The 26,957-nt window shown below is 64.0% G+C and carries 27 protein-coding genes; 15 read left to right on the top strand and 12 right to left on the bottom strand.

Features of this window, described 5'->3' with window-relative positions; translation table 11 throughout:
* Window positions 1-315: 315 nt before the first annotated feature.
* On the bottom strand, window positions 316-522 hold the full coding sequence (locus PC39_RS02365; RefSeq protein WP_353251755.1) for a carbon storage regulator: 207 nt from the start codon (window positions 520-522) through the stop codon (window positions 316-318).
* A gap of 143 nt (window positions 523-665) precedes the next feature.
* On the bottom strand, window positions 666-1,385 hold the full coding sequence (locus PC39_RS02360) for a transposase (RefSeq protein WP_353251754.1): 720 nt from the start codon (window positions 1,383-1,385) through the stop codon (window positions 666-668).
* Window positions 1,386-2,060: 675 nt separating this feature from the next.
* Between PC39_RS02360 and PC39_RS02355 the strand changes: the two genes are divergently transcribed.
* The 3 genes from PC39_RS02355 (at window position 2,061) to PC39_RS02345 (ending at window position 3,154) form a co-directional block, all read left to right on the top strand.
* On the top strand, window positions 2,061-2,552 hold the full coding sequence (locus PC39_RS02355) for a helix-turn-helix domain-containing protein (protein WP_353251753.1): 492 nt from the start codon (window positions 2,061-2,063) through the stop codon (window positions 2,550-2,552).
* Between the two features lie 94 nt (window positions 2,553-2,646).
* A complete protein-coding gene (locus tag PC39_RS02350; protein WP_502950834.1) occupies window positions 2,647-2,922 on the top strand; it encodes a DUF4160 domain-containing protein in 276 nt (91 codons plus the stop codon).
* Entirely contained in the window at window positions 2,903-3,154 is a 252-nt protein-coding gene (locus tag PC39_RS02345; protein WP_353251751.1) for a DUF2442 domain-containing protein, read from the top strand. The genes PC39_RS02350 and PC39_RS02345 overlap by 20 nt, the downstream gene beginning before the upstream one ends.
* 149 nt (window positions 3,155-3,303) lie before the next feature.
* Here PC39_RS02345 and pgeF read toward each other — a convergent pair whose 3' ends face one another.
* Window positions 3,304-4,047, bottom strand: coding sequence for a peptidoglycan editing factor PgeF (gene pgeF / locus PC39_RS02340; protein WP_353251767.1), 744 nt, complete (start codon window positions 4,045-4,047; stop codon window positions 3,304-3,306).
* A 15-nt stretch (window positions 4,048-4,062) separates the two neighbouring features.
* Window positions 4,063-5,055 carry a 23S rRNA pseudouridine(1911/1915/1917) synthase RluD gene (rluD, locus tag PC39_RS02335; RefSeq protein ID WP_353251750.1) on the bottom strand — a complete coding sequence of 331 codons (993 nt, stop codon included), beginning with the start codon at window positions 5,053-5,055 and terminating at the stop codon, window positions 4,063-4,065.
* 48 nt (window positions 5,056-5,103) lie between these two features.
* On the opposite strand from rluD, the gene PC39_RS02330 reads away from it, so the two are divergent.
* Both PC39_RS02330 and PC39_RS02325 read left to right on the top strand, forming a co-directional pair.
* Complete coding sequence (locus tag PC39_RS02330; RefSeq protein WP_353251749.1) at window positions 5,104-6,063, top strand: outer membrane protein assembly factor BamD; 960 nt, start codon at window positions 5,104-5,106, stop codon at window positions 6,061-6,063.
* 111 nt (window positions 6,064-6,174) lie between these two features.
* Entirely contained in the window at window positions 6,175-6,843 is a 669-nt protein-coding gene (locus PC39_RS02325; RefSeq protein ID WP_353251748.1) for a transposase, read from the top strand.
* A gap of 61 nt (window positions 6,844-6,904) precedes the next feature.
* Here the strand turns inward: PC39_RS02325 and PC39_RS02320 are convergent, their stop codons facing one another.
* From PC39_RS02320 to sucC, 4 genes are all read right to left on the bottom strand, one after another.
* Window positions 6,905-8,521 (bottom strand): NAD+ synthase, encoded by a 1,617-nt coding sequence (locus PC39_RS02320; RefSeq protein ID WP_353251747.1) that lies wholly within the window; start codon window positions 8,519-8,521, stop codon window positions 6,905-6,907.
* Window positions 8,522-8,546: 25 nt separating this feature from the next.
* Window positions 8,547-9,416, bottom strand: a complete 870-nt coding sequence (sucD, locus tag PC39_RS02315) for a succinate--CoA ligase subunit alpha (RefSeq protein WP_353251746.1) — start codon at window positions 9,414-9,416, stop codon at window positions 8,547-8,549.
* A 48-nt stretch (window positions 9,417-9,464) separates the two neighbouring features.
* A complete protein-coding gene (locus PC39_RS02310; protein ID WP_353251745.1) occupies window positions 9,465-9,866 on the bottom strand; it encodes a GxxExxY protein in 402 nt (133 codons plus the stop codon).
* Window positions 9,867-9,983: 117 nt separating this feature from the next.
* The gene (gene sucC, locus PC39_RS02305) at window positions 9,984-11,150 is read right to left on the bottom strand and encodes an ADP-forming succinate--CoA ligase subunit beta (protein WP_353251744.1); all 1,167 of its coding nucleotides are present in this window, start codon (window positions 11,148-11,150) and stop codon (window positions 9,984-9,986) included.
* Between the two features lie 216 nt (window positions 11,151-11,366).
* Between sucC and PC39_RS02300 the strand changes: the two genes are divergently transcribed.
* Genes PC39_RS02300 through PC39_RS02290 form a run of 3 tightly spaced genes read left to right on the top strand, consistent with a single transcriptional unit; the run spans window position 11,367 to window position 14,636 of the window.
* Window positions 11,367-11,582 (top strand): PP0621 family protein, encoded by a 216-nt coding sequence (locus PC39_RS02300; RefSeq protein WP_353251743.1) that lies wholly within the window; start codon window positions 11,367-11,369, stop codon window positions 11,580-11,582.
* Window positions 11,563-13,242: a sensor histidine kinase gene (locus PC39_RS02295; RefSeq protein ID WP_353251742.1), complete on the top strand. Its 1,680-nt coding sequence runs from the start codon at window positions 11,563-11,565 to the stop codon at window positions 13,240-13,242. The genes PC39_RS02300 and PC39_RS02295 overlap by 20 nt, the downstream gene beginning before the upstream one ends.
* Window positions 13,239-14,636 carry a sigma-54-dependent transcriptional regulator gene (locus PC39_RS02290; RefSeq protein ID WP_353251741.1) on the top strand — a complete coding sequence of 466 codons (1,398 nt, stop codon included), beginning with the start codon at window positions 13,239-13,241 and terminating at the stop codon, window positions 14,634-14,636. The genes PC39_RS02295 and PC39_RS02290 overlap by 4 nt, the downstream gene beginning before the upstream one ends.
* A 45-nt stretch (window positions 14,637-14,681) precedes the next feature.
* Here the strand turns inward: PC39_RS02290 and PC39_RS02285 are convergent, their stop codons facing one another.
* The gene (locus PC39_RS02285; RefSeq protein ID WP_353251740.1) at window positions 14,682-15,095 is read right to left on the bottom strand and encodes a putative toxin-antitoxin system toxin component, PIN family; all 414 of its coding nucleotides are present in this window, start codon (window positions 15,093-15,095) and stop codon (window positions 14,682-14,684) included.
* A complete protein-coding gene (locus PC39_RS02280) occupies window positions 15,085-15,327 on the bottom strand; it encodes a type II toxin-antitoxin system Phd/YefM family antitoxin (RefSeq protein ID WP_353251739.1) in 243 nt (80 codons plus the stop codon). The genes PC39_RS02285 and PC39_RS02280 overlap by 11 nt, the downstream gene beginning before the upstream one ends.
* A gap of 56 nt (window positions 15,328-15,383) precedes the next feature.
* On the opposite strand from PC39_RS02280, the gene PC39_RS02275 reads away from it, so the two are divergent.
* The 3 genes from PC39_RS02275 (at window position 15,384) to PC39_RS02265 (ending at window position 18,376) form a co-directional block, all read left to right on the top strand.
* The gene (locus tag PC39_RS02275; protein ID WP_353251738.1) at window positions 15,384-15,494 is read left to right on the top strand and encodes a helix-turn-helix domain-containing protein; all 111 of its coding nucleotides are present in this window, start codon (window positions 15,384-15,386) and stop codon (window positions 15,492-15,494) included.
* 420 nt (window positions 15,495-15,914) lie between these two features.
* Complete coding sequence (locus PC39_RS02270) at window positions 15,915-16,349, top strand: pilin (RefSeq protein ID WP_353251737.1); 435 nt, start codon at window positions 15,915-15,917, stop codon at window positions 16,347-16,349.
* Between the two features lie 74 nt (window positions 16,350-16,423).
* Window positions 16,424-18,376 carry a hypothetical protein gene (locus PC39_RS02265; RefSeq protein ID WP_353251736.1) on the top strand — a complete coding sequence of 651 codons (1,953 nt, stop codon included), beginning with the start codon at window positions 16,424-16,426 and terminating at the stop codon, window positions 18,374-18,376.
* Window positions 18,377-18,791: 415 nt separating this feature from the next.
* Here the strand turns inward: PC39_RS02265 and tadA are convergent, their stop codons facing one another.
* On the bottom strand, window positions 18,792-19,265 hold the full coding sequence (tadA, locus tag PC39_RS02260; protein WP_353251735.1) for a tRNA adenosine(34) deaminase TadA: 474 nt from the start codon (window positions 19,263-19,265) through the stop codon (window positions 18,792-18,794).
* 158 nt (window positions 19,266-19,423) lie between these two features.
* Window positions 19,424-22,267: a DUF1302 domain-containing protein gene (locus tag PC39_RS02255; RefSeq protein ID WP_353251734.1), complete on the bottom strand. Its 2,844-nt coding sequence runs from the start codon at window positions 22,265-22,267 to the stop codon at window positions 19,424-19,426.
* Between the two features lie 405 nt (window positions 22,268-22,672).
* On the opposite strand from PC39_RS02255, the gene PC39_RS02250 reads away from it, so the two are divergent.
* The 4 genes from PC39_RS02250 to PC39_RS02235 all read left to right on the top strand — a co-directional run bounded on the left by PC39_RS02250 (window position 22,673) and on the right by PC39_RS02235 (window position 26,955).
* The gene (locus PC39_RS02250; protein ID WP_353251733.1) at window positions 22,673-23,551 is read left to right on the top strand and encodes a type II secretion system protein N; all 879 of its coding nucleotides are present in this window, start codon (window positions 22,673-22,675) and stop codon (window positions 23,549-23,551) included.
* Window positions 23,552-23,689: 138 nt separating this feature from the next.
* Window positions 23,690-24,157: a PraA/PraB family alkane oxidation protein activator gene (locus PC39_RS02245; RefSeq protein ID WP_353251732.1), complete on the top strand. Its 468-nt coding sequence runs from the start codon at window positions 23,690-23,692 to the stop codon at window positions 24,155-24,157.
* 171 nt (window positions 24,158-24,328) lie between these two features.
* Window positions 24,329-24,802: a PraA/PraB family alkane oxidation protein activator gene (locus PC39_RS02240; protein ID WP_353251731.1), complete on the top strand. Its 474-nt coding sequence runs from the start codon at window positions 24,329-24,331 to the stop codon at window positions 24,800-24,802.
* A gap of 128 nt (window positions 24,803-24,930) precedes the next feature.
* Window positions 24,931-26,955, top strand: a complete 2,025-nt coding sequence (locus PC39_RS02235) for a tetratricopeptide repeat protein (protein WP_353251730.1) — start codon at window positions 24,931-24,933, stop codon at window positions 26,953-26,955.
* Window positions 26,956-26,957 lie beyond the last annotated feature (2 nt).

Here is a 26,957-nt window from a genome sequence, read left to right as displayed (position 1 = left end):
CAACTCTTCTCATGCTCCTGATTGCCGTGGCGTTGGCAACATACGAGGGGCAGGGTGAGGGGAAAGGCATGCCCCCCCTCATCCTGGCCTTCTCCCCTCAGGGGAGAAGGGATCAAAAAATCGCCGTCTAAAGGCAGGGTTTCACTGCTCCCCTATTCGTGCCTTTAACGAGCAACAACAGCGAAAAAAGACATAGAGATTCAGGGACGGCAAGCTTCAAAGCTTTTAAGTCCTTTCATCTCTGTGCCTCTGTGTCTCTGTGGTTAAAACGCGCTTCTCTCCGTGTCCTCTGTGCCTCTGTGGTTAATCTACCAATCACTCGTCGTCCCGCTCCGGCGGCGGCTCCCCGCGGTCGATGCGCTCGCGCACTTCCTCGCGGTGCACCGGCACCTCGGCGGGCGCCTCGATGCCGAGCTTGACGCGGCGGGTGTCGCGCCAGCGGCCGTTGACCTTGAGCAATGACAGGCGGATGTCGTCCCCGATGAGGATGGTCTCGCCCAGTTGCCTCGCGATGATCAGCATGATCAGCCTCCTGCTCGAACGGTTTCGTTACCCGGACACAAAGCACCCGCGGGGGCACGAGGCCGAGCCGCGGGCGAGCTTCCCGCTTCCTTGCGGGCGCATCACTAAGGAGGTTTTCTTCTTATGGGTACGCCGGTGTCCTCTCACGCCGAGTGGCGGCCCTTGCGGGGCCGGCCCGCGCCGGGGCGGCGGCCGCCGCGCGGCTTGGGCGTCGCCCGCCGGCGGGCCACCACCTCGATCTCCTTCTTGAAACACTCCCGGCCCACGGCCCAGCCGTGGTTGGTGCCGTGCCGGATCTCGTCCACGATCGCCGTATCCAGCGGCGCCTCGAACAGCGCCCGGTAGGCGCCGCGCCGCTGCTCCGGGTTGGCGCCCAGCGCGCGGTAGACCGGGTGCGGCGTGAGGAGGGCGTCCGGTTCGCCCACCACGTAATGCCGGAAGCTGGAATACGGATAGCTGCCCGCCAGCCGGACGAGACCCGCGCGCACCGGGTTCATCTCGATGTAGCGCTGGCAGGTCAGCAGGTAGGCGCCGCCGTCGATCACGGTGGAGCGGAAGCGGCCTTCCCAGAGGGTGCCCGAGCGTTCGCGGCGACGGTTCACGTAGCCCACGTAGCGCCGGCCCAGTGCCTGCATCATCCGTGACAGGGCCCCCTTGCGCCGGGGCGTGACCAGCAGGTGGACATGGTTCGGCATCAGCACGTAGGCGTGCACCGCGACCCCGTGGAGGCCGGCGGACTCGCGCAACGCGGCCAGGTAGGCCTCGTAGTACTCGTGACCGAAAAAGACCTGTTTCTGGTCGTTCCCGCGCTGGATGACGTGTTGTGCGTATCCGGGAACGTCGAAACGCGGCAGACGCGGCATCGATGCCCCTCCCCTTGGCAGAGACAGGCCCCGGCGCATGTGCCGGGACGAGGCGGGACGATTCATGACGCCCCCCGGCCGACCCAGGGAGACACATGCCGGCGGACGCCGGGTGGCGGCGAGGCCAGCGGCACGGCGGGCGCCCGACGGCACCGCTGCCGGATCACTGCTACCGCTGACGGTTGTCTGGCGCCTTCCATGGCTCATGCTCCTGGGTTGGCAGCCCGCCGGCCCCGACCTGTCCGGACAACCTCGGCGGGCGGTTATCACTACCTCTAGACACTGGATACCCATGCGACAAGCCCGAATCCGTCACACCCAAACGGGATGCGACACAATTCACTGTTATCGCTTGCTTTTTTATTAGAATAAAAATCGTCACCGTCACCCGAAAATGCTTCGAATATCCGCTCATGGCGATAAATTTTTCAATTTTCTTCGAGTGGATTGATTTTCGTTAACCGAATCGCCCCAATATGAAAAAATCAAAAGTTTCCGACACTTTGTTTTTAACCATTTCCGATACTTGCACGACCGACATATCTCCGGCCCGACCACTCTCCCGTCACGCGCCGGCGCGCCAGTCATGGTGATGCTATTGCCTGACTTGTACAAGCATACAGTATATGCGATAGCATATACAATCGTCGGCCCGAGCCCAGACGGAAGGACCCCATGACGGACCAGGGAAACGACCGCGAATCGATCGGCGCCCGTTTGAAGCGGGCGCGCAAGGCACGCTCCCAGAGTCAGCGCGCCTTCGCCGAAGCCATGGACATGCCCCTGCCCTCCTACCGGGACTACGAGGGCGGCAAGCGGGTCCCGGGCGGCGAAGCGCTGCGGCGACTGGCCGGCGCCGGCATCGACACGCACTGGCTGCTCACCGGCGAAGACCTGGCGCCCCCGGCCGCCGCACCGGCCATGGCCCACGACACGCGCGGCACCTATCGAACGCGCGGTCCGGACGGGAACACGGCCGGGCCACCCGACACGCGGCGCCTGACCGAGGTGCTGACGGCCGTCGAAACCGCCCTGGAAGACATGGACCGGCAACTGCCGCCGGCACGCAAGGCCGAGTTGGCGGCGGCGCTCTACGGCCTGTACGAGGAGACCGGCAAGGCCCCGAGCCGCCGGACCCTGGAGCGGTTCATCCGCAGCGCGTCGTAGCCGGGACGGGACGGCCGGCTACCGCTGCGAGGCAATCCGCGGATGCACGCCGATTAACGCAGATTAGGCCCTACGGGCTAAGCGCAATCCATCGATGGATCGATGTGGGACTCAGCGTCAAGGACTCGACGTCATGCCAACCGCTCTGAGATCAGGCCCCTATCGCCTTTTCTTCTATTCGAACGAAAATGCGGAGCCTCCGCACATCCACATACAGCGCGACGAGGCCGTGGCCAAGTTCTGGCTCCGTCCGGTTTCACTGGCGGGAAATGTCGGTTTTGCGTCTCATGAATTGACGCGGATCAGACGCATCGTGACAAAATACGAATCGCATCTCATGAGGGCGTGGCATGAGTTCTTTGGCATCTGAAAAAGCCGTGATCGCAGTGGCGGCACACTGCACCGAAGACGAACTCGTCGTCGTCCTGGCCGACGGCCGCACGATCAGCACGCCCCTGTCCTGGTTCCCCCGCCTCCGGGAGGCCGATCCCGAGAGTCGGGGCAACTGCCAACTCATGGCGGGCGGGCGCGGCATCCACTGGCCCGACCTGGACGAGGACATCGCCGTGCTCGGGTTACTCGAGGGCATCAAGGCACATTGATTGCTGCCGCGGCTGCCGGGACGACAGTCATGTCCCTCTGCGCGCCTCCGTGCGCCTCTGTGGTTTCCTGCTCCGCCAACCAAACCTGTGAGCGAAACGTGCCGGCCTGCCCCGCTTGAAGGCGGGCCCGGCAAGGGAATCCCAGTTCGTCAGTCCCGCCAGATCAGACTCGCCATGCGCCCGCACTCGCCGCCCTGACGGCGGTAGGAATAGAAGGTGTCCGCCTCGGTGACGGTGCAGCGTCCCCCGCCGTAGACCCGCGCCACGCCGGCCCGGGCCAGTTCGCGCCGGGCCAGGGCATAGATGTCCGCCTGGTGCTTGCCGGGCGCCGCGCCGGGGGCGAAGGCGGCGGCATGGTCCGGATCGCGCGCGACGAAGGCGGCCCGCACCTCGTCGCCCACCTCGAAGGCGGCCGGGCCGATGGCCGGGCCCAGCCAGGCCATGACGGTCGCCGGCGGCACCGTCATCGCGGCCACCGTCTCGGCGAGGATGCCGCCGGCCAGGCCGCGCCAGCCGCCGTGGGCCGCGGCCACTCGCGTGCCGCCGTCGTCGCAGAGCAGGACCGGCAGGCAATCGGCGGTGAGCACGGCGCAGACCTCGCCGGGGGCGGCGGCCACGGCGGCGTCCGCCTCGGGCAGCTCTGGACCGGGCGTGGCCGGTACGACGCGGGTCCCATGCACCTGGTACAGCCAGCGCGGTTCATGGACCAGGTTGAGGCCGACCCGCAGACGCCGGCGGTTCTCGGCGACCGCCGCCGGGTCGTCGCCGGCGCGGTCACCCAGGTTGAAGCTCGCGTACTCGCCCGCGCTCACGCCTCCGGCACGCGTGCTGGTGCCGGCGTGCACGCCGGGCGGCGCGGACCATTCGGCGGGCAGGAACCCGATCGGCTCGATCCCGGACACGACGGTTCAGTCCCCCCCGTGCCGCCGCGCGTCGTCCGTCAACGCCGCCAGCAGGGCCGCCAGGTCGTCCGGCGCCGGTGCCCGCCACTCCAGCCATTCGCCGGAGACTGGGTGGGCCAGGGCCAGCCGCCGGGCGTGCAGGGCCTGGCGGCGAAAGTCCCGCAGGCTGTTCGCCAGGGAGTCATCGGCCCCGACGGGGATGGCGAGGCGTCGGCCGTAGACGGGATCGCCCACCAGCGGATGCCGGATGTGGCGCATGTGCACCCGGATCTGGTGGGTGCGCCCGGACTCCAGCTTGAGCTTGACATGGGTGTGCGCCCGGAACCGGCGCAGCACGCGGTAGTGGGTCACGGCCTCGCGCGCGCCCTCGCGCACGTCCATGCGCTTGCGGTCCACCGGATGGCGGCCGATGGGCGCGTCCACCGTGCCGCCGGCCGTGAGCACACCATAGACCACGGCCTCGTACTCGCGTTCGATCTCGCGCTCGGCCAGGGCCGCGACCAGGCGTTTGTGCGCCCGCAGGGTGCGCGCGATCACCAACAGGCCGCTGGTGTCCTTGTCCAGGCGGTGCACGATGCCCGCGCGCGGCACCGCGGCGAGGCCGGGGTCACGGTGCAGGAGCGCGTTCTGCAGGGTGCCGCCGGCGTTGCCGGCGCCGGGATGCACCACCAGCCCGGCCGGCTTGTCGATCACGAACAGGTCCGGGTCCTCGTGCACGATGTCCAGCGCGATGGGCTCCGGCGCCACGTCCGGCTCGGCCGGCTCGGGCGCCAGCCGGGCGGAGACCCGCTCACCGCCGCGCACGGTGGTGCGGGGCGCGGGCACCGCGTCGTCCACCCGGATGAGCCCGTCTCGCAGCCAGGCCTGGAGGCGGCTGCGCGAATAATCAGGCAACAAATCGGCCAGCGCCTTGTCCAAGCGTTGTCCGCGGTAGCTCTCCGGTATCGAGAAGGTCTCGACCCGGGCACCATCACCCGCATTACGTGACGCGGAAACCATCCGGTATACTCGTGAGTTGGTTCAATGCCCGAAAGACGTCAATTTAGCATGCGATTGTTCGCCATCCGCGCCGTCGCGCTCGTCGCCGGCACCCTGGTCCTCACCGCCTGCGGCGGCGGCCAGGGCAAAAACCGCCAGGAACTGCGCATCGCCCAGGACCAGCTCCTCGGCCGCGACAGCCAGGCCCTGGAGCGGGCCGAGGCCGAGACGGTCTACAACACCGCGCGGGGGTTCCTGATCTCCGGCGACCCGACGCGGGCGCTGGAGCTGTACCGCGAGGCGCAGTCACGCTTCCCGTTCACCAAGTACGCCACGCAGGCGGAGCTGGAGAGCATCACCGCGCACTTTCGGGCGTTCGAGTACGACGCCGCCATCGCCGCGGCGGACCGCTTCGTCAAGCAGCACCCGCGGCACCAGCATATCGACTACGTGTACTACCTGCGCGGGCTGAGCAACTACGAGCGCCTGCGCGGCAACAGTCTGGTCGGCGGCGACCAGCGCCAGCGCGATCCGACCCACCTGCGCCAGGCCTTCACCGATTTCAACCTGCTGATCCAGAACTTCCCGGACAGCCCGTACAACAAGGACGCGCAGCTACGGATGGTGGAGATCAAGCACCGCCTGGCGGCGCACGACCTGATCATCGCCGAATACTACCTGCGCCGCCGCGCCTGGGTGGCGGCCAGCCGCCGGGCGGAGGCCATCATCCAGCGCTACCAGGGCTCGGACTCGGTGCCGCGGGCGCTGGAGATCATGGAGCACGCCTACCGCAAGCTCGGCCTGGAAGAGCTGGCGCAGGACACCCGCAACATCCTGCAGGTCTCCTACCCCAACTACCTGCTGCACCGCGAGGAGTTCTACCGGCAGCGCGCCGGCCTGGAGCCCCGCTACGAGCTGCCGCCGATGGACGCCACGCCCGCCGACAACGCGGAGAGCGGACCGGCCGACGGCGAGCGGTCGGAGAACGAAAAAGAAGAAGAACAGGTCTCGCTGCGCGAGTCGCGCTGACGGGCGAAAAGCGGATAAGGGGACGGTATACTTAATTCACTAGCAATTAAGTATACCGTCCCCTTATCTTGCATACTGGCTACGGACCTGAATCGAAGTTGGACCGTATTCATGCCCCGTCTCGCCCGCGTCGTCCTGCCCGGCGTTCCCCATCACGTGACCCAGCGCGGCAACCGGCGCGAGCCGGTCTTCTTCCGCGACGAGGACTACACCAGGTACCTGCACTGGGTCGGTCAGTACGCGCGCAAGGCCGGCACCGAGGTGCTCGCCTACTGCCTGATGCCGAACCACGTGCATCTGATCCTGGTGCCACAGGACGAGGACGGGCTTCGAGCCTGCGTGAGCGAGGCGCACCGACGCTATACCCAACACGTGAACCAGCGAGAAGACTGGACCGGTCACCTGTGGCAGGGCCGCTTCCATTCCTTCCCGATGGAGGAATCTCACCTGCTGCAGGCAATGCGCTACGTCGAACTCAACCCGGTCCAGGGTGGACTGGTCTCCGACCCGGCGGACTGGCCCTGGTCCAGCGCGCGGGCACACCTGACCGGCCGCGACGACCCCCTGGTCGACCCGGCGTCAGCGCGGGAACTGGTCGACGACTGGGCCGGCTACCTGGCCGAACGCCTCCCCGAACGCATTGCCCTGGATCTGGAGCGGCACATGCGCACCGGCCGCCCGCTGGGCACGGAGGACTTCATCAAGGACGCCGAACGCCGCCTCGGCCGTAAGCTCCAGAGACGCAAGCCCGGCCCCAAACCAAAAGCAAGGGAGAAATAAGGGGACGGTATACTTAATTTCTAAAGAATTAAGTATACCGTCCCCTTATTTAGTCCGGCGGCTACAGGTCCCCGTACACCGCCGTGATCGGATAGCGCCGGTCGCGCCCGAAGGCGCGGCGCGTGACCTTGGGTCCGGGCGCGGCCTGGCGGCGCTTGTACTCGGCGCGGCGGATCAGGCCGGCGACCTTGCGCACCGTCTCCTCGCCGTAGCCCAGCTCGCAGATCTCGTCGATGGAACGGCCGTCCTCGACGTAGGCCTCGATGATCGGGTCCAGTTCGTCGTAGGGCGGCAGGGTATCGGTGTCGGCCTGGTCGGCGCGCAGCTCGGCCGAGGGCGGACGCTCGATCACCCGGCGCGGGATCGCCGGCGACACGGTGTTGCGGTACTCGGACAGCCGGTAGACCCAGCTCTTGTAGACGTCCTTGAGCGGCGCGAAACCACCGCACATGTCGCCGTAGAGCGTGGCGTAGCCCACCGCCATCTCGCTCTTGTTGCCGGTGGCCAGCACCAGGTGGTGGAACTTGTTGGACAGTGCCATGAGCAGCGCGCCGCGGATGCGCGACTGCAGGTTCTCCTCCGTGGCGTCGGGCTCCCGGCCGGCGAACAGGTCGCCGAGCGTGTCCAGGTAGCGTTCGAACATGGGCTCGATCGGCAGCTCGTCGTAGCGCACGCCGAGCAACTCCGCCTGGGCCGCGGCTTCCTCGTTGCTGATGGCCGCGGTATAGCGCGAGGGCATGCCCACGCCCCAGACACGGTCGGCGCCCAGGGCGTCCACCGCGACCGCCAGGGTGAGCGCGGAGTCGATGCCGCCGGAGAGCCCGACCAGGGCGCCGGCGAAACCGTTGCGGTCGACATAGTCGCGGGTGGCCTGGACCACGGCCTCGTAGGTCAGTGCCTCGTCGGCCGTGGTGTCGGCGATCTCGCCGCCGACGGGACGGCCGTTTTCGAAGCGCACCGGGAACACGCCCTCGCGGAAGGCCGGGGCACAGGCGGCCAGCCCGCCGGCGGCGTCGTGGACCATGGAACGACCGTCGAACACCAGCTCGTCCTGGCCGCCGACGCAGTTGACGTAGACGATGGGCAGTTGGTTGTCGCGGGCGCGGGCGCCGAGCACCTTTTCACGCTCGGCACGCTTGCCGAGGTGATAGGGCGAGGCATTCAGGTTGACCAGCACCCGCGCGCCGGCGTCGGCGGCCTGCCGGGCGGGGCCCGGCTCCCAGATGTCCTCGCAAATAGTCACGCCGACGCGGGTGCCAGCCACCTCGATCACGCAGGGTCGATCACCGGGCCGGTAGTGACGGCGTTCGTCGAACACGCCGTAGTTGGGCAGGCATTGCTTGCGGTAGCCGCCGATGCGCTCGCCGTCGCGGAACACGGCGGCGGCGTTGTAGATGTCCGGGCCCACGTACTCGGGGTAGCCGACCACCACGGCGATACCGTCCACGGTCTCGCGGATGCGCTCCAGGCCGATGCCCACCGCCGCCGGCAGACCGCGGCGTAGCAGGAGATCGTCGGGGGGATAGCCGAGGATCGCCATCTCGGGGAAGACGACCAGGTCGGCGCCGTGGTGGTCGCGGGCGATGCCCGCGGCCTCGATGATCTTGTCGACGTTGCCGTCGATGTCCCCGACCCAGAGGTTGAGCTGGGCCATGGCGACGGTGAGGGGCGCGTTCACGACGGACACTCGCCCTGGTGTCGCACTAGCCGAGCAATTCCTGCATGCGCGTGCCGATGTCGGCCGGGGAGCGCACGGTGGCGACGCCGGCCGACTCCAGGGCCGCGAACTTGTCGTCCGCCGTGCCCTTGCCGCCGCTGATGATGGCGCCGGCGTGGCCCATGCGCTTGCCGGGCGGCGCGGTGACGCCGGCGATATAGGCGACCACCGGCTTGTTCATCTCGGCCTTGATGTACTCGGCGGCCTCTTCCTCGGCGCTGCCGCCGATCTCGCCGACCATCACCACGCCGTCGGTGGCGTCGTCGGCCTGGAAGCGCTGCAGGCAGTCGATGAAGCCCAGTCCCTGGATGGGATCGCCGCCGATGCCCACGCAGGTGGATTGGCCGAGGCCGTTCTGGGTGGTCTGGTAGACCGCCTCGTAGGTCAGCGTGCCGGAGCGCGAGACGATGCCGATGCGGCCCGGCTGATGGATCTGGCCCGGCATGATGCCGATCTTGCACTCGCCCGGCGTGATCACGCCCGGGCAGTTGGGACCGATGAGCACGGTGTCGGTGCCGGCGAGCGCGGCCTTGACCCGGAGCATGTCCAGCACCGGGATGTGCTCGGTGATGCAGACGATGACCTTGATGCCGGCGTCCGCCGCCTCCAGCACCGCGTCCGCGGCAAAGGGGGCGGGCACATAGATCATGCTGGCGTCGGCGCCGGTCTCGGCGACCGCGTCGTGGCAGGTGTTGAACACCGGCTTGCCCAGGTGGCTCTCACCGCCCCGACCCGGCGTCACGCCGCCGACGATCTGGGTGCCGTACTCCAGGCACTGCTCGGAGTGGAAACTGCCCTGCTTGCCGGTGAAGCCCTGGACGATGACCTTGGTGTTCTTGTCGACGAGAATGCTCATCCGGATGTTCCTAAAAGATTAACCACAGAGACACAGAGGGCACAGAGTTCATGCCGGGTCCGGAAACCCGTGAACCACGCGCTTTACACCTCGCGTCAAGAGATGTTCGTTGAAGTTGATCAGCAAACCTAACCACAGTCCCGACAACCTCAGATAAGTCAGTAGCTGAGCTTCATGTATGGACTCCAGCCGACTGACCGATTTCAACTCCAAGACGACTCGTCTTTCCACGACGAAATCGACTCGATATTCGGCGCCCAGCCGATGCCCTTTATAGGTCACCGGGAACGACTTCTGTCGTTCAAAGCGCAAGTTGCTTATCGCCAGCTCTTGCGCCAGGGCTTCCTCATAAAGCGACTCCAGAAGACCCGGGCCTAAAAGCCGATGAACCTCAACAGCCGCCTTGATTGCCTGCGCCGAAATTCGATTGCAAATTGTCTCGGAATCCATCCGTAATCACGACCCCCATCCCTGGAATCGCCCCGGACGCACGGCATGTCTGCCATGCGGTCCGACTTTAAACCTTAATCACTCTGTGTCCTCTGTGCCTCTGTGGTTGGCACGAATTCACGCCCCCTTCGCCGCGGCGACGACCTTCTCGGCCGCGTCGGTCAGGTTCTCGGCGGGGATCAACTCGAAGTCCGAGTCCTGCAACATCTTGCGGCCCTGCTCGGCGTTGGTGCCTTCCAGCCGCACGACCACCGGCACGCTGACGCCGACCTCGTTCACCGCCTTGATGATGCCCTCGGCGATCAGGTCACAGCGCACGATGCCGCCGAAGATGTTCACCAGCACGGCCTTCACGTGGCCGCCGGCGAGGATCAGCTTGAAGGCTTCGGTCACGCGCTCGGCGGTCGCCGCGCCGCCCACGTCCAGGAAGTTGGCGGGATTGCCGCCGTGCAGCTTGACCAGGTCCATGGTGCCCATGGCCAGGCCGGCGCCGTTGACCATGCAGCCGATGTCGCCGTCCAGGGTGATGTAGGACAGGTCGTGCTCGGCGGCCTCGGCCTCGCGTTCGTCCTCCTGCGTGCGGTCGCGCAGGGCGGCGAGGTCCTCGTGGCGGTAGAGGGCGTTGTCGTCGAGGTTGAACTTGGCGTCCAAGGCGACCAGGTCGCCGTCCTCGGTGACGATCAGCGGATTGATCTCGACCAGGCTGGTGTCGAGTTCGGTGAAGATGCGGTAGAGACCGCCCAGCAGCTTCACGAACTGGCCGACCTGCTTCTTGTCCAGGCCCAGGAAGAAGCCGAGCCGCCGGCCCTGGTAGGGCTGCAGGCCCGCGGCCGGGTGCACGGCCACGTGCAGGATGCGCTCCGGCGTCTCCTCGGCCACCGCCTCGATATCCATGCCGCCGTCCGGCGAGGCCATGAACACGACGCGCTGCGAGGCACGGTCGATCAGCACGCTGAGGTAAAGCTCGCGGGCGATGGCCGCGGGCTTCTCGACGTAGACGCTGTTGATCGGCAGTCCGGTGTCGCCGGTCTGGTGCGTCTTGAGCGTGCCGCCCAGCAGGTCGCCGGCGGCGCTCTTGAGCTCGTCCAGGCCGTTGACCAGCTTCACGCCGCCGGCCTTGCCGCGGCCGCCGGCGTGCACCTGGGCCTTGACCACCCAGCGGTCGCCGCCGAGCGCCTCGGCCGCCGCCACGGCCTCGTCGACACTGGCCGCCACGCGGCCCTCGCCGGCGGGTACGCCGTAGCGCCCGAAAATCTCTTTCGCCTGGTATTCGTGGATATTCATGACAGTCGTTTCCGCACGTTCCTGGATGGCCGCATGCTCGGCGCGGCGCACGCATTTTGTCGAATCGCCCGGGTGGGGACAAGCGGCGGGACCGACAGGACAATCGAACGTACGGTCAGTAGAACGCTCGGTACTGCGGTCTGAGAATCGCGCCTGGAAGCCCCGGGTGCGTTACAGTTAATACCATGAATCGAAACCGCTTGCAGGCGTAACGCCATGGCGAGACTGCTGATACTCGCGGCGATCGCGTTCCTGGGATGGCTGGCCTGGAAGAAGTGGCTGGCCCCGCAAACGCGCTCGCCGCGCCAATCCGAGGACTACCGGCGCATGGTCCGTTGCCGCGAGTGCGGGGTGCACCTGCCCGCCGACGAATCGGTGCGACGCGGCGACGCGGATTACTGCTGCGAGGCGCATGCGCGCAACCAAGGCTGAACGCGCGTCGCGCGAGGCGGGCCTGCCGCGCGGCGAGGACGACTGGCGCGCCGCGCGCGCCCTGAACCTCTACCGCTGGATGGTGGCGGTGGGCCTGTGCGCGCTACTGGCGAGCGGCTTCACCGACGAGCTGTTCGATCTGCGCCTGCCCGCGCTGTTCACCCTGGCCTGCGTGGCCTATCTGGTCACCTGCCTGCCATCCGCGCTGGCGGTCTATGTGCGCCGGCCCGCCCTCTCGACCCAGGTCTACCTGCTGGCCGGCACCGATATCGGCTTCGTCACCCTGCTGGTGCTGGCCAGCGGCGGCATCGCCGACGGCCTGGGCATGCTGCTGATCGCCCCCATCGCGGGCGCCAGCCTGCTGGTGCCGCGCCGCATGGCCGCCCTGTTCGCGGCCGTGGGCAGCCTCTGCCTGCTGGGGCAGGAATTCTACGGCTCCCTGCGCTTCGCGAACGGCGACAGCGAATTCGTCCAGGCCGGCATCCTGGGCGTGCTGCTGTTCATCTCCGCCCTGGTGGCCAACGCGCTGGCCATGCGTGCCCGCCGCAGCCAGGCGCTGGCCGAGGAACGCAAGAGCGCTCTAGATGATCTGGCCGAGCTCAACGACCGCATCATCCAGCAGATGGCCATCGGCCTGGTGCTGGTCGACGAGGACCGTCGCGTGCGCCTGTGCAACCGCGCGGCGCGCAAGATGCTGGGCCTCGCGCAGGACCCCACCGGCCAGCGCCTGGCGGCCACCGCGCCGGCCCTGGCCTGGACCCTCGACGCCTGGCAGGTCTCGCCCAGCCTCTCCTCGGAACCGTTCAGCATCGGCCAGCGGGCGCTGCTGCCGCGCTTCAACCGCCTGGGGCACGGCATGGACGCCCCGGTGCTGATCTTCCTGGAGGACGCCCGGCGCATCAGCGAGCAGGCCCAGCAGATGAAGCTGGCGGCCCTGGGCCGGCTCACCGCGAGCATCGCCCACGAGATCCGCAATCCGCTGTCGGCGATCAGCCACGCGGGCCAGCTCCTGGACGAATCCGATCGCCTGGGCGAGCAGGAACGCAAGCTGCTGGGCATCCAGCACCGGCACGCCCGCCGCATCGACGACGTGGTCCAGAGCGTGCTCGGCCTGTCGCGCCGCGGCCAGGCCCTGCCCACCCTGCTGTGCCTGGCGGAGTGGCTGCCGCAGGCGGTGGCCGACTACCGGCACGGCCATCCGCAAGCGCCGCGTTTCGACCTATCGGGCGTGCCCGACGATGTCCTGGTTCAGGTCGACGCCAGCCACCTGCGCCAGGTCCTGCACAACCTCTGGGAAAACGCCGAACGCCATGCCCGGCTGCCGGACCGCGAGCTGACGGTCCGATTGACCGCCGGCCACGGCAACGACGGCGAGCCCTACCTGGATATCAGCGACAACGGGCCGGGCGTGGACGACAAGACCGCCGCGCACCTGATGGAGCCCTTCTTCACCACCGCCAGCGACGGTACCGGGCTGGGCCTCTACATCGCCGGCGAGCTATGCGAATGCAACCTTGCGCGCATCGCCCTACTGCCAAGGAACAAGACGGGGGCAGACGAGGGCGCCCGTTTCCGGATAACCTTCGCACGGCCCGAGGAATGGCACCGGGGCGCCGACGACGCCGACCGGCCCAGCCCCCACTTCGCCGCATCCGGATGAGCGATAACACGCCCGACAATCACACCCACCGCGCGCTGATCGTCGACGACGAGGCCGACATCCGCGAGCTGGTGGAGATCACCCTGACCCGCATGGGCCTGACGACCGAGGCCGTCGGCACCCTGGCCGAGGCCCGTGCCTGCCTCGACCGGCAGACCTACGATCTCTGCCTGACCGACATGCGCCTACCCGACGGCAACGGCATCGACCTGGTCCGCCACATCGACGCCGAACACCCGGGGTGTCCGGTCGCGGTGATCACCGCCTACGGCAACACCGAGGCGGCCGTGGAGAGCCTCAAGGCCGGTGCCTTCGACTTCGTCTCGAAACCGCTGGACGTCAATGTCCTGCGCCGCCTGGTCGACCAGGCCCTCAAGCTCGACCGCGACGGCCCGCGCAAGGACCCCGACCGCGCCGCGCCCAAGGCCACGCGCCTGCTCGGCGACACCGACGCCATGCGCGCCCTGCGCGCCACCATCGCCAAGCTCGCCCGCAGCCAGGCCCCCATCTACGTCAGCGGCGAATCCGGCACCGGCAAGGAGCTGGTCGCCCGCACCATCCACACCCAGGGGCCACGCGCGAACATGTCCTTCGTGCCGGTCAACTGCGGCGCCATCCCCGAGGAACTGATGGAAAGCGAGTTCTTCGGCCACGTGAAGGGCGCCTTCACCGGCGCCAGCCGCGACAAGAGCGGCCTGTTCGCGGCCGCCGACGGCGGCACCCTGTTCCTGGACGAGATCGCCGAGCTGCCGCTGCAAATGCAGGTCAAGCTCCTGCGGGCCCTGCAGGAACGCGCCGTCCGGCCCGTCGGCTCGGAACAGGAAATCCAGGTGGACACCCGCATCATCTGCGCCACCCACAAATCGCTGGCCGAGGAAGTCGCCCGCGGCCGCTTCCGCGAGGACCTGTACTACCGGCTCAACGTCATCGAGCTGCGGGTGCCGCCGCTGCGCGAGCGCGCCGCCGACATCCCCACCCTCGCCGACTACATCCTGGAAGGGCTCACCCGCAAGCTGGACCTGGAAGAGCAACCGCGTCTCACCGACGCCGCCCTGGCCGCCCTCAACGGCTACCACTTCCCCGGCAACGTCCGCGAGCTGGAGAACATCCTGGAACGCGCCGTCACCCTCTGCGAGAGCCCCGAGATCACCCCCGACTACCTGCGCCTGGAATCCCCCCTGGCCGCCGCCACCGCCGAGGCCAACGGCCAGACCCCGGCGCCGCCGCAACCGGACAACGGCGCCCCGCTGGAGAACCGCCTCGAAGAAATCGAGCGCCAGAGCATCATCGAGGCCCTGGAAACCACCCGCTACAACAAGACCAAGGCCGCCCGGCACCTAGGCATCAGCTTCCGGGCCCTGCGCTACCGGCTCAAGAAACTGGGCATCGAGTAATCACCCAGCAGACGCGGAACCGCGTTCGCTCTGCCTGCCCCCCCCCTACAGACTCGCTAGCGCATCCGCGGGCGTCAGAATCGATACGCCCTCGAAAGGATGCAAATCCAGGAGATCGCCATCTCCCGTGATGATGCAATCCGCCTCGGCGGACAGAGCCAAGGCAAGAAACTTGTTGTCATCGGCATCCCGACAGGCATCGACATCGAAAGACGGTTCAACCCACTCACCCAACTCGACGAGCCAATCGAGATAGGCATCGCGCTGGGAGGCCGTTCGGTAGGGATCGAATTTGGGCTTAGACAAGCGTATCGCTAGTTCCGCGAACGTCTCGCTGGAGAACAGCAGCGTAGCGCCTCCGGACGCCAACGTCCGAACAAGCTGCCCGGGCGTGCTCGAATCAATCAGCAGGGCACTGATCAGAACGTTGGTATCGACAACGTACCGGTCAACTCTCATCGGCCAGCAACTGGTCGAGCCGCTCCTCGGTCAATCCTTGGGCCGCCGCATAACGCGACGTATCTTCCATGCTCTTGAGCACATTCCGCCAAGCGTGATTCTTTCGCCGCTCGTAATCGGCCATGGACATCACCACCACGCTGTCGCGCCCCTGTTTCGTTACTGTAACCGGCTGCCGCTGAGCGGACTCGATAAGCTGGCCGAATCGATTCTTGGCTTCCAGGGCCGTCATCTTCCGCATCTCAAAACTCCAACTGCACGCAGGACAATGTGCCTATTATAGCTATTTTGGCCGCAACCGGCCAGCTTCGAAAGCTATTTGATCCCAAGGCCGCCCGTCACCTGGGCATCAGCTTCCGGGCCCTGCGCTACCGCCTCAAGAAGCTGGGCATCGAATGAAATCTGTTTCGATGAATTCGACACCTGACCTTTTCGATTTGCTGGTGGCTCACACGGCCACCACCTTCCCCTCCCTTGTAAGCCGGAGAGAGGATCACACTGCCACCACCTTCCCCCTCTCCCCCGAGCCGGGGGAGAGGGCCGGGGTGAGGGGGCGCGACACTTCATCACCGCCGGAAGCATCCCCCCTAGCGGCAAAGCAAGATGGCCCACCTGACGCAGACCGCTGACAACAAGCGTCACATTGTGACGCAATGCGTCACAATGTGACGCGCGACCTGAAAAATCAGCACCTTAAAAACACTGCCAAAACGGCCTTCCTCACAGGACCGCCTCCTTGGCATACCATTTGCTCCAATTCATGACCCCGGCTGAGACAAGCCGGACCGAACGGTTACCAAACGCTCAAGGAGTTTGATAATGACGATGCAGAAACAGCAAGGCTTCACGCTCATCGAGCTGATGATCGTGGTCGCCATCATCGGCATCCTGGCCGCGATCGCAATCCCGGCCTATCAGGACTACACGATTCGCGCCAAGGTCTCCGAGGTGATGGGCCTGGCCGCCAAGGACAAGACCTCCGTCTCGGAGTACTACATCTCCACCGGTGACATGCCGGCGGACACGGGCGAGGCTGGCATCAACACCAGCGCCGACCAGAGCACGTACGTGAACAGCATCGCGTACAACCAGACCTCCACCAGCGTGACCCTGACCTACACGCTCGAGAATCTGGGCGGCAGCGCCGACACCAAGACCCTCGTATTCGAGGGCGTGGGCAGCAACAATGGCGTCCAGTGGACCTGCGACAGCGGCACCCTGGAGGACAAGTACCTGCCTGCCAACTGCCGCTAATACGGGATACGATCCCCGAGAAATGCCTCCCCTCCGGGGGAGGCATTTTTTTATCAGCCGGACGATAACCACCCATGGCCAGAGCAATCTCAGATTACGGGGTGATGCTGCTGCTCGCGGGCGTGCTGGCGCTCACCTTTCTGGTATACGAGGACGGATTATCGGGCCCCTATGTGCTCGATGACGCCAACAATCTCGAACCCATCGGTGCATTCGGGGGCGTCACCGATATCACCACTTTCCGACACTTCGTCTTCGGCAACGGCTCCGGCCCCACGGGACGCCCCGTCTCGATGGCCGCCTTCCTGATCGACGCTCAGTACTGGCCGGCACCGCCACGGGATTTCAAGCAAACCAATCTGCTGCTTCACCTGCTGAACGGCCTACTCATCTTTCTGCTGTTCCTGCGGCTGTCCCGCTACCTAGCCGGATCGCAGGCGATCGCGCGTCTCGTCGCGTTGATCACCGCATCACTCTGGCTGCTGCACCCTCTCAACGTCTCCACGACGCTGTACATCGTTCAGCGCATGACCCAGCTATCCACATTGTTCGTGGTCCTTGGACTCCTGCTATACAGCGCCGGCCGCGCCCGGTTGGATGCAAATCCCAGGCGTGCGCTGACCCTGATGACGCTGGCCGTGTTCCCGGCCGGCCTTCTCGCGGCACTCAGCAAGGAAAACGGCGCCCTGATATTCCTGTTCTTTGCCGTGCTCGAACTGACGGTGTTCGCCAGGCCGCGATCGCGCGCCGGCACCCTAAGCGTTCACGCCTACGTTACCGTCCCTCTGTTGCTGATCGGCGCCTACTTCGTCTTGAACTGGCAGCAACTGACGGACGGCTACGCCGCTCGCGACTTCGACTTGGCCGAACGCCTCATGACCGAGGGCCGCGTCGTCACGGAATACCTGGGATTGATACTCGCCCCTCGCACCTGGGGCATGGGCCTGACCCACGACGACATCACGTTGTCGACGGGACTGCTTTCTCCATCGTCGACAGCGCTTTCGCTACTCTTTCTGTTAATCCTGTCGATCGCTGCCATCCTGCTGCGCAGAAAGGCGCCGCCGCTCAGCCTGGGCATACTCTGGTTCCTGGCGGGCCACGCCCTGGAATCGACGTTCCTGCCGCTCGAACTCTATTTCGAACACCGTAACTACCTACCGATGTGCGGCCCGCTGTTCGCTGTCGCCTACTATCTCGTGATCGGCATGGAACTCATGAGCGATGCCGTCGGCAAAAGCGCCCTCGCTGCGGCACCCGTATTTCTGGCGGGACTGTTCGCATTCCAGACCGCTCAGGCGAGTCATATCTGGGGTGATGTCGAACTCCTCCTGGGCACATGGGAAGTCGAACACCCCGAATCCCTCCGCGCCAAGCGCGTACTCGCGTATCACTTCGGAATCACCGGACGTCCCGACCCTGCATTGAAACTGCTGCGACAAGCCGAGAAACAGCATCCCGAGGACTTGGCGGTGCCGCTACAGATGATGACAATCAGCTGTGAATACGGCAGGGAGCCCATCCATACCGTCGACGATATTCTCGACAAGGCTGATCATTCCAAGATAACCGATGGCTTGCTGCCCAACCTGACCAGACTCGCTCACCTAGCCGCTGACCAGACGTGCGATGTAACCCTTCAGGAAGTGGACGAACTCTTCTCCGCCGTGGAGGCCATGCCGGATTTCGGCCTCAGGAAACGGGTCGCCGCCAAGATCTTGTTCCTGCACGCCGAGGTTACCACCGCCCGGAAGAGACTCGATCCGACCGTGCGCCTCCTCGAACGCGCCTTCCATTACCAAGCGACCGTATCGGTCGCATTGCGACGTGCGGTAATCCTGGCGTCCGCGGGACTTTATGAGGAGAGTCTCGCCACACTAGAGCAAGCCGTAGAAATGGATCGTCACCGGCCATTTATGACCCCATCGCGTTTACCTGAACTCCGAGCCCTGCGCGACAAAATCGAACGCCAAGCCAATAGCAGCAACACTGATCCCGACACAGCTGCGTCAAACGGAACAAGCTAGCGACCACACAGCATTCTGCCCACATGACACATAAGAAAATTCCTATTTCCTCATGACGCGCATTTAATGTATAAGGGAAATTACCGTTTCCTGATTGGCGCGGTCATCGGGCGCCTCAAGGATTGAAACGCCCTGATCGCCACGGAAACGGTGGTGCGAAAGAAAGCGGAGAATCACAGGCAACCGAAGGCTCAGGGACGGCACCTGCAAGGACAGCGCGCATCACGCGACAAGGAGGTGGAAACAGGGACGTGGTAGGCAGCCTGGCATGCTCCGCCAGAATACTGACCACATTTGGTACCGTCGGGGAGCCGCTTGGCTCCCCGTCTTCTTTGTGACACCCGAAAAATGTCTGCGTTCCACGCCAATTAAGGGGACGGTATACTTAATTTGATGAATTAAGTATACCGTCCCCTTAATTGCGCCGTGCCCGAAAGAACCGCCGCAGCAACTCGGCACTCTCCTCGGCCAGCACCCCGCCCTCGTACCGCACGCGGTGATTCAGGCTTGCCTCGTCCAGCACATTGAAAACCGACACGACCGCGCCGGTACGCGGATCCGCGGCCCCGTATACGAGACGCTCGACCCGAGCATGCACGATCGCCCCGGCGCACATCACGCAGGGCTCCAACGTCACATACAGGGTCGTGCCCGGCAGACGATAATTGCCGAGCTTGCGCCCAGCCTCACGCAACACCTCAATCTCGGCGTGGCCCGTCGCGTCGTGTGAGCCGATCGGCCGGTTCCAGCCTTCCGCGACAAGCTCACCGTCTCGGACGAGCAATGCCCCGACCGGCACCTCGCCCTCGGACTCGGCACGTGCGGCCAAGTCCAGCGCCCGGCTCATCCACTCACTATCGGACGGCGATCTGCTGGTACTCACAGGCATTCCCGGATACGAACACGCATGCAGTATAGACAAGCGAACCAAATGAAAAAGAGCCCGGCCACTTGATGTGGCCGGGCTCATGCCCCGAACGCAAAAAAACGCGACCGCCCGGAGGAGAAGAAAGAGGCGGTCGCGTAGGGGGCGCCTTCTAATGTCGCCTAGAAGGCGTAGGAGAGAGAGAGCTCCGCATAGTCGCGATCAATCCGGAGATTTCGTTGACCAGCGCCCCAATAGAAGCGGTACTGGAAATTGCCGCTGAAATTGTTGGTGAACAGAATGTTCGTGTGCAGGGTCAGGCGCTTGCGGTCTTCCACGAAATCCTGTCCCGGATAGATCGAGTTACCGTAGACGTCGTGATAGAAGGTGAAGCCCGGGGTCCACTTCCAGCCGAACGGGCCGTTGTTGTAGTCCGCCGTCAACCGCATGCGATAACCCATGGCAAAGTCATCGGCGAACTGATCTTCATCCGCCCTTTCCGGATTGATCCGGTCCGTCGGCCCCAGCTTCCGATAACAACCACCCGTGTCCGGATCGACACCATTGCGCGCGTCGTTATCACAGACTTCCCTGATATCCCCGAAGGCATCCTGAAACTTCGGCCGCAAGTTGCCGCTCGCATCGACAATGGGCTCATCCGCCTGCCAAGTGACGTCCCCCGGATCGGTGGTATCGCCATCACCATTCATATCGATACCGCCCGCCTGTGCCACGAATGGACCGTGGGTCTCGGCACTCCACTCGGACTGTCCCTGGCTATAATGGGTCAGGCTGGCACTAGAGCCTTGGAACTGGAGCTCATCGATGCCCGGCATGTCGAAAACCTTGGTCGCAGCCACCTCGCCGACGAAGATGATCTGATCGGCATTGATCGGATTACTGCTGCCCAGCACCCGGATCCCGGTCAGGCTAATCTGCCCGACCTTCAACCGTTCATACCCGCGGATATACTGACCCGATTGAACAGCTTGGCTGCAGGCCAACTCGTTCTCCCAGGCGGAACTCTCTGGATCACTGTCGAAGTTGGCGTTATCAATGTCGCAGCGATATCGCGACATCAGGTAGTCGGGTATGGATATCCGCGTTGTCGGGCTTTGACGCAGACCAGAGAGTGTTGCACCTACCGTCCCATCCAGTTGCGTCCCCTGAATCTGGTCCATGTTATCGCCATAAGGGCCGGTACCGTTATCGCTCACATTATCGAAAAAAGCGGGTTGCAGGCCGGCATAGACCACATCCACCTGGGAAACCTGAGCCGGCTGATTGGGGCTGTAAGCCACCTCGCCAGCTAGGGACCAATCACCCACATTCGTGGTGCCGCTAAACCCGAAGACTTTTATATCTTCGGGATAATCCAGAAATCCCCGTAATGAGTCAGCGCGATAGTACTTATCGTATGTCGAATCACCGTTATTGAACGGACAAAGTGGCTGACTACTTGACCCACCAATATCGCAGGCGGCAGCTAGCACACTAAAAAAGGGCAGCCGACTATGAATATTCATGCCGTACATGCTGACCTCCGTCCCGCCATTTAGCCAATCTGCATAATAGTCGAGCCGCAAACCATACTGCCCCCCATCATCGGGATAGCCATACGACTCGTCCTCAAGATAGATCGTGCGGCTTGAATTGGTCTGGGTACCGCTGAAGCCGCCGAGACGGAAATCTGAATTCTCGAAGTCGCCGAATTGCCCTGGGTTATTGCCCAGACCGGCATTAGGTGCTTCGGGAGCATTGCCCGATGCCAGGTATATGGGAGTGGGCCCTTCGCCACATCCCGCAACATCGCTCACCGAGAGAAAACTGCCGCACACGGATGGCTCGACGGGCTCCCAGTCATACTGATAGAAAGCCTCGACATTGAAATTCGTGGTCACGTTCATCGAGGCCGTAACCATACCGACCGGAATGAAGGCATCACGAACCTCGGTGCCCGGCCTATCGTACAATTCGGCGGATGGCGGATTGATGCGGGCCAGGTTATTGAAAATCATGAAGGTGCTCTCGCCCCAACGCATCCGCTGATCACCGATACCGACTCTCAACTTGCGACCGGCCACATCGAAATTGTAGGCGACGTAGGCTTCCAGAAGGCGCAACTGCTCACCCAGTCGATCCTCCTCGTCATCCTGACGCTGAGTGAAGCCCGTGTGATCGATGGTCGCAGTATCGCCAAGCGGCCTCAGGTCAGCGTCTATTAGGCCAACCGGATTCGAGCTTGCGATATCTTGATTAATGAGTCTCGCGTTATAACTGCGACCGTAATACTCCTTCATGAGCTCACGGTCCGCGAGGTGGGTATCGAAATCGTTGTTGACCGGGTCGTAATAGCCGATACCGCTGACCTTGACGGTCAAATCCCGCCAATGGGCCGTCAATTCCGAACGAACCTGAAAGTTGGCGTAGGTAATGTCGCCACGGTCGTAATTTAAATTACCATCATCGCCATTGATATTATAGGCACCAGGCGCATTGATCAGGCGCATGCTCTTGCGCGGATCACCCACCGTGGAAAAACAGTCCGTTTCCGCGCCGCCTGCGGCCGTACCCCAGGAATACCATTCCGGCAACGCGATCTCGCACAAATCGAACCGACCGGAAAAACTTTCTCCGGGCAACGGATTGGTGGGATTGCCGCTCTGGATGATGCTCAGCGCTTGCTGGCGCGCCACTGGAGGCGGCAAGATAGCGGAAAAATTCCGATACAGTTGATCGTAAATGACGGAATTAACTTCCCCCTCGACCAAAAGATTCTGATTTTCTGGATTATTCTGCTTGTCGATCAACCGGTAGTCGCGGTGTTCGGTGCGCACCTGTACGCCCGCGGTCAGACGCGTATTCCAAGTGAAACTGATATCGCCCCAATTGCCCCAGCCGAGGTCGTCGTCGCTCAGGCGAAAATCGACTGCACCGGCGATCGGGGCGTTGAGGACAAGACCGGCCGCTAGTACGGCCACAAATGGGGCGTGGACACGCCCTCCCTGGCGTTCGGTATCTTCCATGATCTCCACCTGTCTCGCGAAAAGCGGTTACTGTTCTCGCGATGCCGTTTTCGATACTCGCTCTTTCCCGAAGCTTGCTTAGCCGGCATCGCCCGGCGACCGTCAGCATTGCTACAGCCCGACGGGAACACATTCAGTCTTAAAAGATTTGTTTCTCGATTGCAAGCGTCTATTGGCCAAAAGCAGCGAAGAAAAATATAAGCGTCTGTTCAGAAAAGTATTTTCTCGGGCAAGAGGGCATGCCGCCGATACCAATCGACGACCCTGCGCGCGCAGCGGGACTACATGGGGGCACATGGCAGCACACCGTATCGACATTGACACGGCTAGCGACGGGGCGTAGTCCATGGACAGGAAACACCAGCAATAACGCAGCCACACACCGACCAATTGACAGGGATCGTCATGCGAACAATCCAGCGTTTTGTCCACCTGCCGGCGGCCAACGGTCAATTGTCATTGACGGGCGCCATCCCCAAGGCCGCGAAACTCGGCAACACCATACTCACCGTACTCATCGGCCTGACGCTTTCACACCTGATATGGCTAACTTGGCCGGTTGCGACCCTGGCACCGCCGCCAGCAGCGGGTTCCAGAGACATGGCCGCAGGCGCGCCCGCCATCGACCTAGACACGATAGCCGCCGCCGCGCTATTCGGGCACAAATCGACATCGGGCGATCCGAATGGCGAAGCGCTCAACGCGCCCGAGACAACACTGGAACTGCAGTTGACCGGCATCGTCTCGGACTCGAACGGCGGCCGGGAGCGGGCCCTGATCCGCGCCGACGACTCGCTGGCGGAGCAAGCCTTCGCGCGGGGCGACGAGGTCATGGCCGGCACCCGGCTCCACGCCATTCATCGAACCCATGTGGTGCTGGACCGCGGCGGTCGCTTCGAGAAGCTTTCCCTGCCCCTGGACAAGGCGCCTACCAACCAAACATCCGACGAGGACGAATCTTTGCCCCGCGGCGATGCCGCATTCCAGGCGGTGCGCGACGAAGTCGCCGCCGATCCCTCGGCCATCCAGCAGTACGTCAACATCCAGGGCTATTACCGCGACGATCGCCTGCAAGGCTTTCGCGTGTACCCCACCAACAAGGGCAAGCCTTATTTCGAGCGTCTGGGATTGCCGCCGGGCACGCTCATACGCTCGGTGAACGGACTGCCGCTGGACGGCTCGGTGAACTGGGACTTCGTGGGGCAGGAGCTGGCCCAGGCAGTGCACCTGGAACTGGTGGTCGGGCGGGAGCGGCAACGGCGCCTGTCGCTGAAAATCCGTTGACGGCTCACCAACCATGTGACTTGACACGCTTCGGGCGAATCCATTCAATGAAAGTGCCGGCTTTGAAACATTACCGGCAACAACCTGTATCCGGGCCAGGAAGACCCGGCCATTCCGCATGACATGGAGGTAGGCATCATGCGCTTCTATCAGACCCTGGCCGCCACGCTGTCATGGCCACTCGTATTCGTCAGCATAGCCGCCCTGGCGCAGCCCCAATTGCCGCCGCCCGGCAATTACACGCTTTACGGCACAATCTCCATCTATTCAGCTGGCATATTAGCCGCCCCCTGCGATACGGCTGCCCATGTGGATATAACTGACAGCCAGAGCGGAACTTTGAATGCACTAGGATTTTCTGGGAGCTCAATATGCGTGGACAGGAGCGTCCTCAGCACACCCAATACACTCACCAAGACAAATAATACCGTCACGCTCAAAGGACTGAGCATCAGCACCAGCATCGGCGACTGCACCGGCGACCTGGATGGCTCGTTAACCATCAGCGGAGGTGTGACACAAATCGTGTATACCCAGGCCGACTCCACGCTCAGTGGCGGCCTGTTCGGACTGGGTTGTGCGATCGAAGGGCATCTCGATTTCTGACGACGATTTAGCAGCCTTAAAAGGCCGCCCCAAACAGAAAACTTGACATTCCGAAAATGTCTGTTCTAACTTAGAGCCGCCGGTAATCGACAGGCAGCTGCCTTCGATTCATCGGCACCGAGGGCCAGGTAAGGCCCTTCAATTCGCAAGCATGACAAGGAGGTAACCATCATGCGTATCAAAACCCATCTCATCTCCGTACTGACCGGCATGGGCATGTTCGCCCTCGGCATGGGCAGCGCCGTGGCGCAGCCGCAACTGCCGCCGCCGGGCGACTACACCCTGACCGGCACCCTGACGGTGTACTCCGCTGGCATCCAGGGAGGCGAGTGTGCCTCGGAGGCTGGTGTCTCCATCACCAACAGCTCCAACGGCACACTCAACAGCCTGGACTTCTCGGGTAGTGGCGTTTGCGCCGACGCGGCCGTGACTAGCGTGCCGAACGCCCTGGTCAAGAGCGGCAACACCATCACCGCCCAGAACCTCAACGTCAGCACCAGCGTCGGCGATTGCACCGGCAATCTCGACGGCTCGCTGACCGTGAGCGGCGGTGTGACGCAGGTCGTGTACACCCAGGCCAACTCCACCCTGAGCGGTGGCCTGTTCGGGCTGGGCTGCGCGATCGAGGGTAGCCTCGACTTCTGAGGTCTAGCCGGCAATAAAAAACCGGACGGAATTGGGGGGCTTTCGCCCCCCTTTTCTTTCTTGAGCGGTTCGGACTCATTGAACCGCCGGCCCGTCCGTAATCCAGCCAGCCTCTTCCAGATCAAGCCATGCCGATGAAAGTGCGCGCCACACTAGCGTTGCTGGCGACAATGACGGCCGCGATGATGGCCACCGTCGCCTGTTACGCCGTGGGCCTGAACGGGCCCTTCATCCTGGACGATGTGGCTAATATCGCCCTGTCGCGGGTCGATTCCCTGAACCCGGACGAGTGGATTCGCGCGATCACGGGCAATTACAGCGGTAGGCTCGGACGCCCGGTCGCGGCGGCCTCTTTCGCCGTCACGACCTATTTCGCGGACCTGGACCCGTGGGCGTTCAAGGTCGGCAACCTGGTCCTGCATCTCGCCTGCGGGGGGCTCTTCTGTCTATTGGGAATGTCGATTCTCCGCGCTCTGCCGCGGGACAGGCTTCGGATCAATCGTGTCTGGATCGTCGCCGCGTTGGCGGCGGCGCTCTGGCTGCTGCACCCACTGAACGTGAGCACGACGCTATACGCCGTGCAAAGAATGGCGCAGCTATCGACATTCTTCGTGCTGATAGCGCTTTGCGCCTATGCAGGCCTGAGGCCGCGACTCGACCACAGGCCGTGCCTCACGGCGACCGCCATGATCGGCGCGGTTGCCGTGGCCGGCGTTCTCGGGGTACTGAGCAAGGAGAACGCCGCACTGCTGCCCGTCTACCTCCTGCTGCTCGAAACCGGGGTGTTCCGCTGGCACACACGGACCTCCGGCGCCCGTTATGCGCTGACGGGTGTGCAGGGCGTCCTGGTCATCGCCCCCCTGACCATGGCGGCCCTGTATGTCGCCACGCACTTCGACGGGCTGACGCAAAGCTACCAAGGGCGGCCGTTCTCCCTACAGGAGCGCCTGCTGACTGAGGCGAACGCGCTCTGGCATTACCTCCGGGTCATCCTGGTGCCGGATATCAACCAGATGTCGCTGTTCCAGGATGGTTACCCGATACAACGGACGTTTGATGCCAAAACGGCCCTGGCTATCGGCGGACATGCGGTCCTGCTGCTGAGCGCTGCGATCCTGTATCGCCGCCAACCCGTGTACTCCCTGGGCGTCGGCGTCTTCTATACCGCGCATCTGCTGGAATCCACATTCCTGCCACTGGAGCCGGTTTTCGAGCACCGTAACTATCTCGCGGCCTGGGGACCGCTGCTCATCCTGTCTTATTACGGCACCCGCGCAATACACCATCAGGCAAGCAAGCCCGCGCTACTTCGGCTGCTGTTGATATTCGGCTGCCTGTTGTCGCTGTACGCTTACATCACGCACAACCGAGCCTATATCTGGGCGGACGTGAACCGCATATACCTGCACGCCCTGCGCCATCAGCCGCATTCGGCCAGGGCACTCACGAACTATGCCAATGGCTATTTGCAAGGCGGCGACACGGCGCAGGGCCGGAGAATGCTCCTCAAGGCCATCGGGGAGTCGGAAACACGGGCGATCGGACCCGTGCTGCAACTGACGAGCACCTATTGCGGCTCCGGCGCGATCCCGCCCGATCTGTATCGTGAAACCTTGGCACGGCTGCGGCACGGCCCCGCGGACTCCTACGCCCGCAACGCCCTGTACCACGTGATCAAGCTACAGGCGATGGAGCGATGTCCCGAACTGAGCGTGGCGCAATTGATCGACATGACACGCGCCTTTCTGATCAACCCCACCAACAGCGGCGGAAACGCGCGCTATCATGCCCTGATGCACTACGCGCGCGCACTCTCGCTGGATGGCCGGCACGACGAAACCATCCGGCTGTTATGGCGGGCCAATACCATGTGCGACCGGGTGCCGAACCACGCCAAGAGCCTGGCGCTACAAGGTATTACGCTGCAGTATCTGCGCATGGGGCGGCCCCACGAGGCACACAAGGCATTACGGCGTTTGGCTCGATTGACCGCCGATCCGCGTATCCCCGCCAAGCCCAGGATGTGGCCGTACCTGAGCCGGCTGAAGGATATGTCCATGGCTGAACGCTATCAATTGGTCGATTTGTCCGAGTTCCATACGTCCTCCGAGCATGTCGACCGAGGTCAATCGCCGTCGCCCGCCGACTTATGACC

This window comes from Salinisphaera sp. PC39 (assembly GCF_040361335.1).
Taxonomy (GTDB): Bacteria; Pseudomonadota; Gammaproteobacteria; order Nevskiales; family Salinisphaeraceae; genus APNM01.
This window is presented reverse-complemented; position numbering and strand designations above follow the sequence as displayed.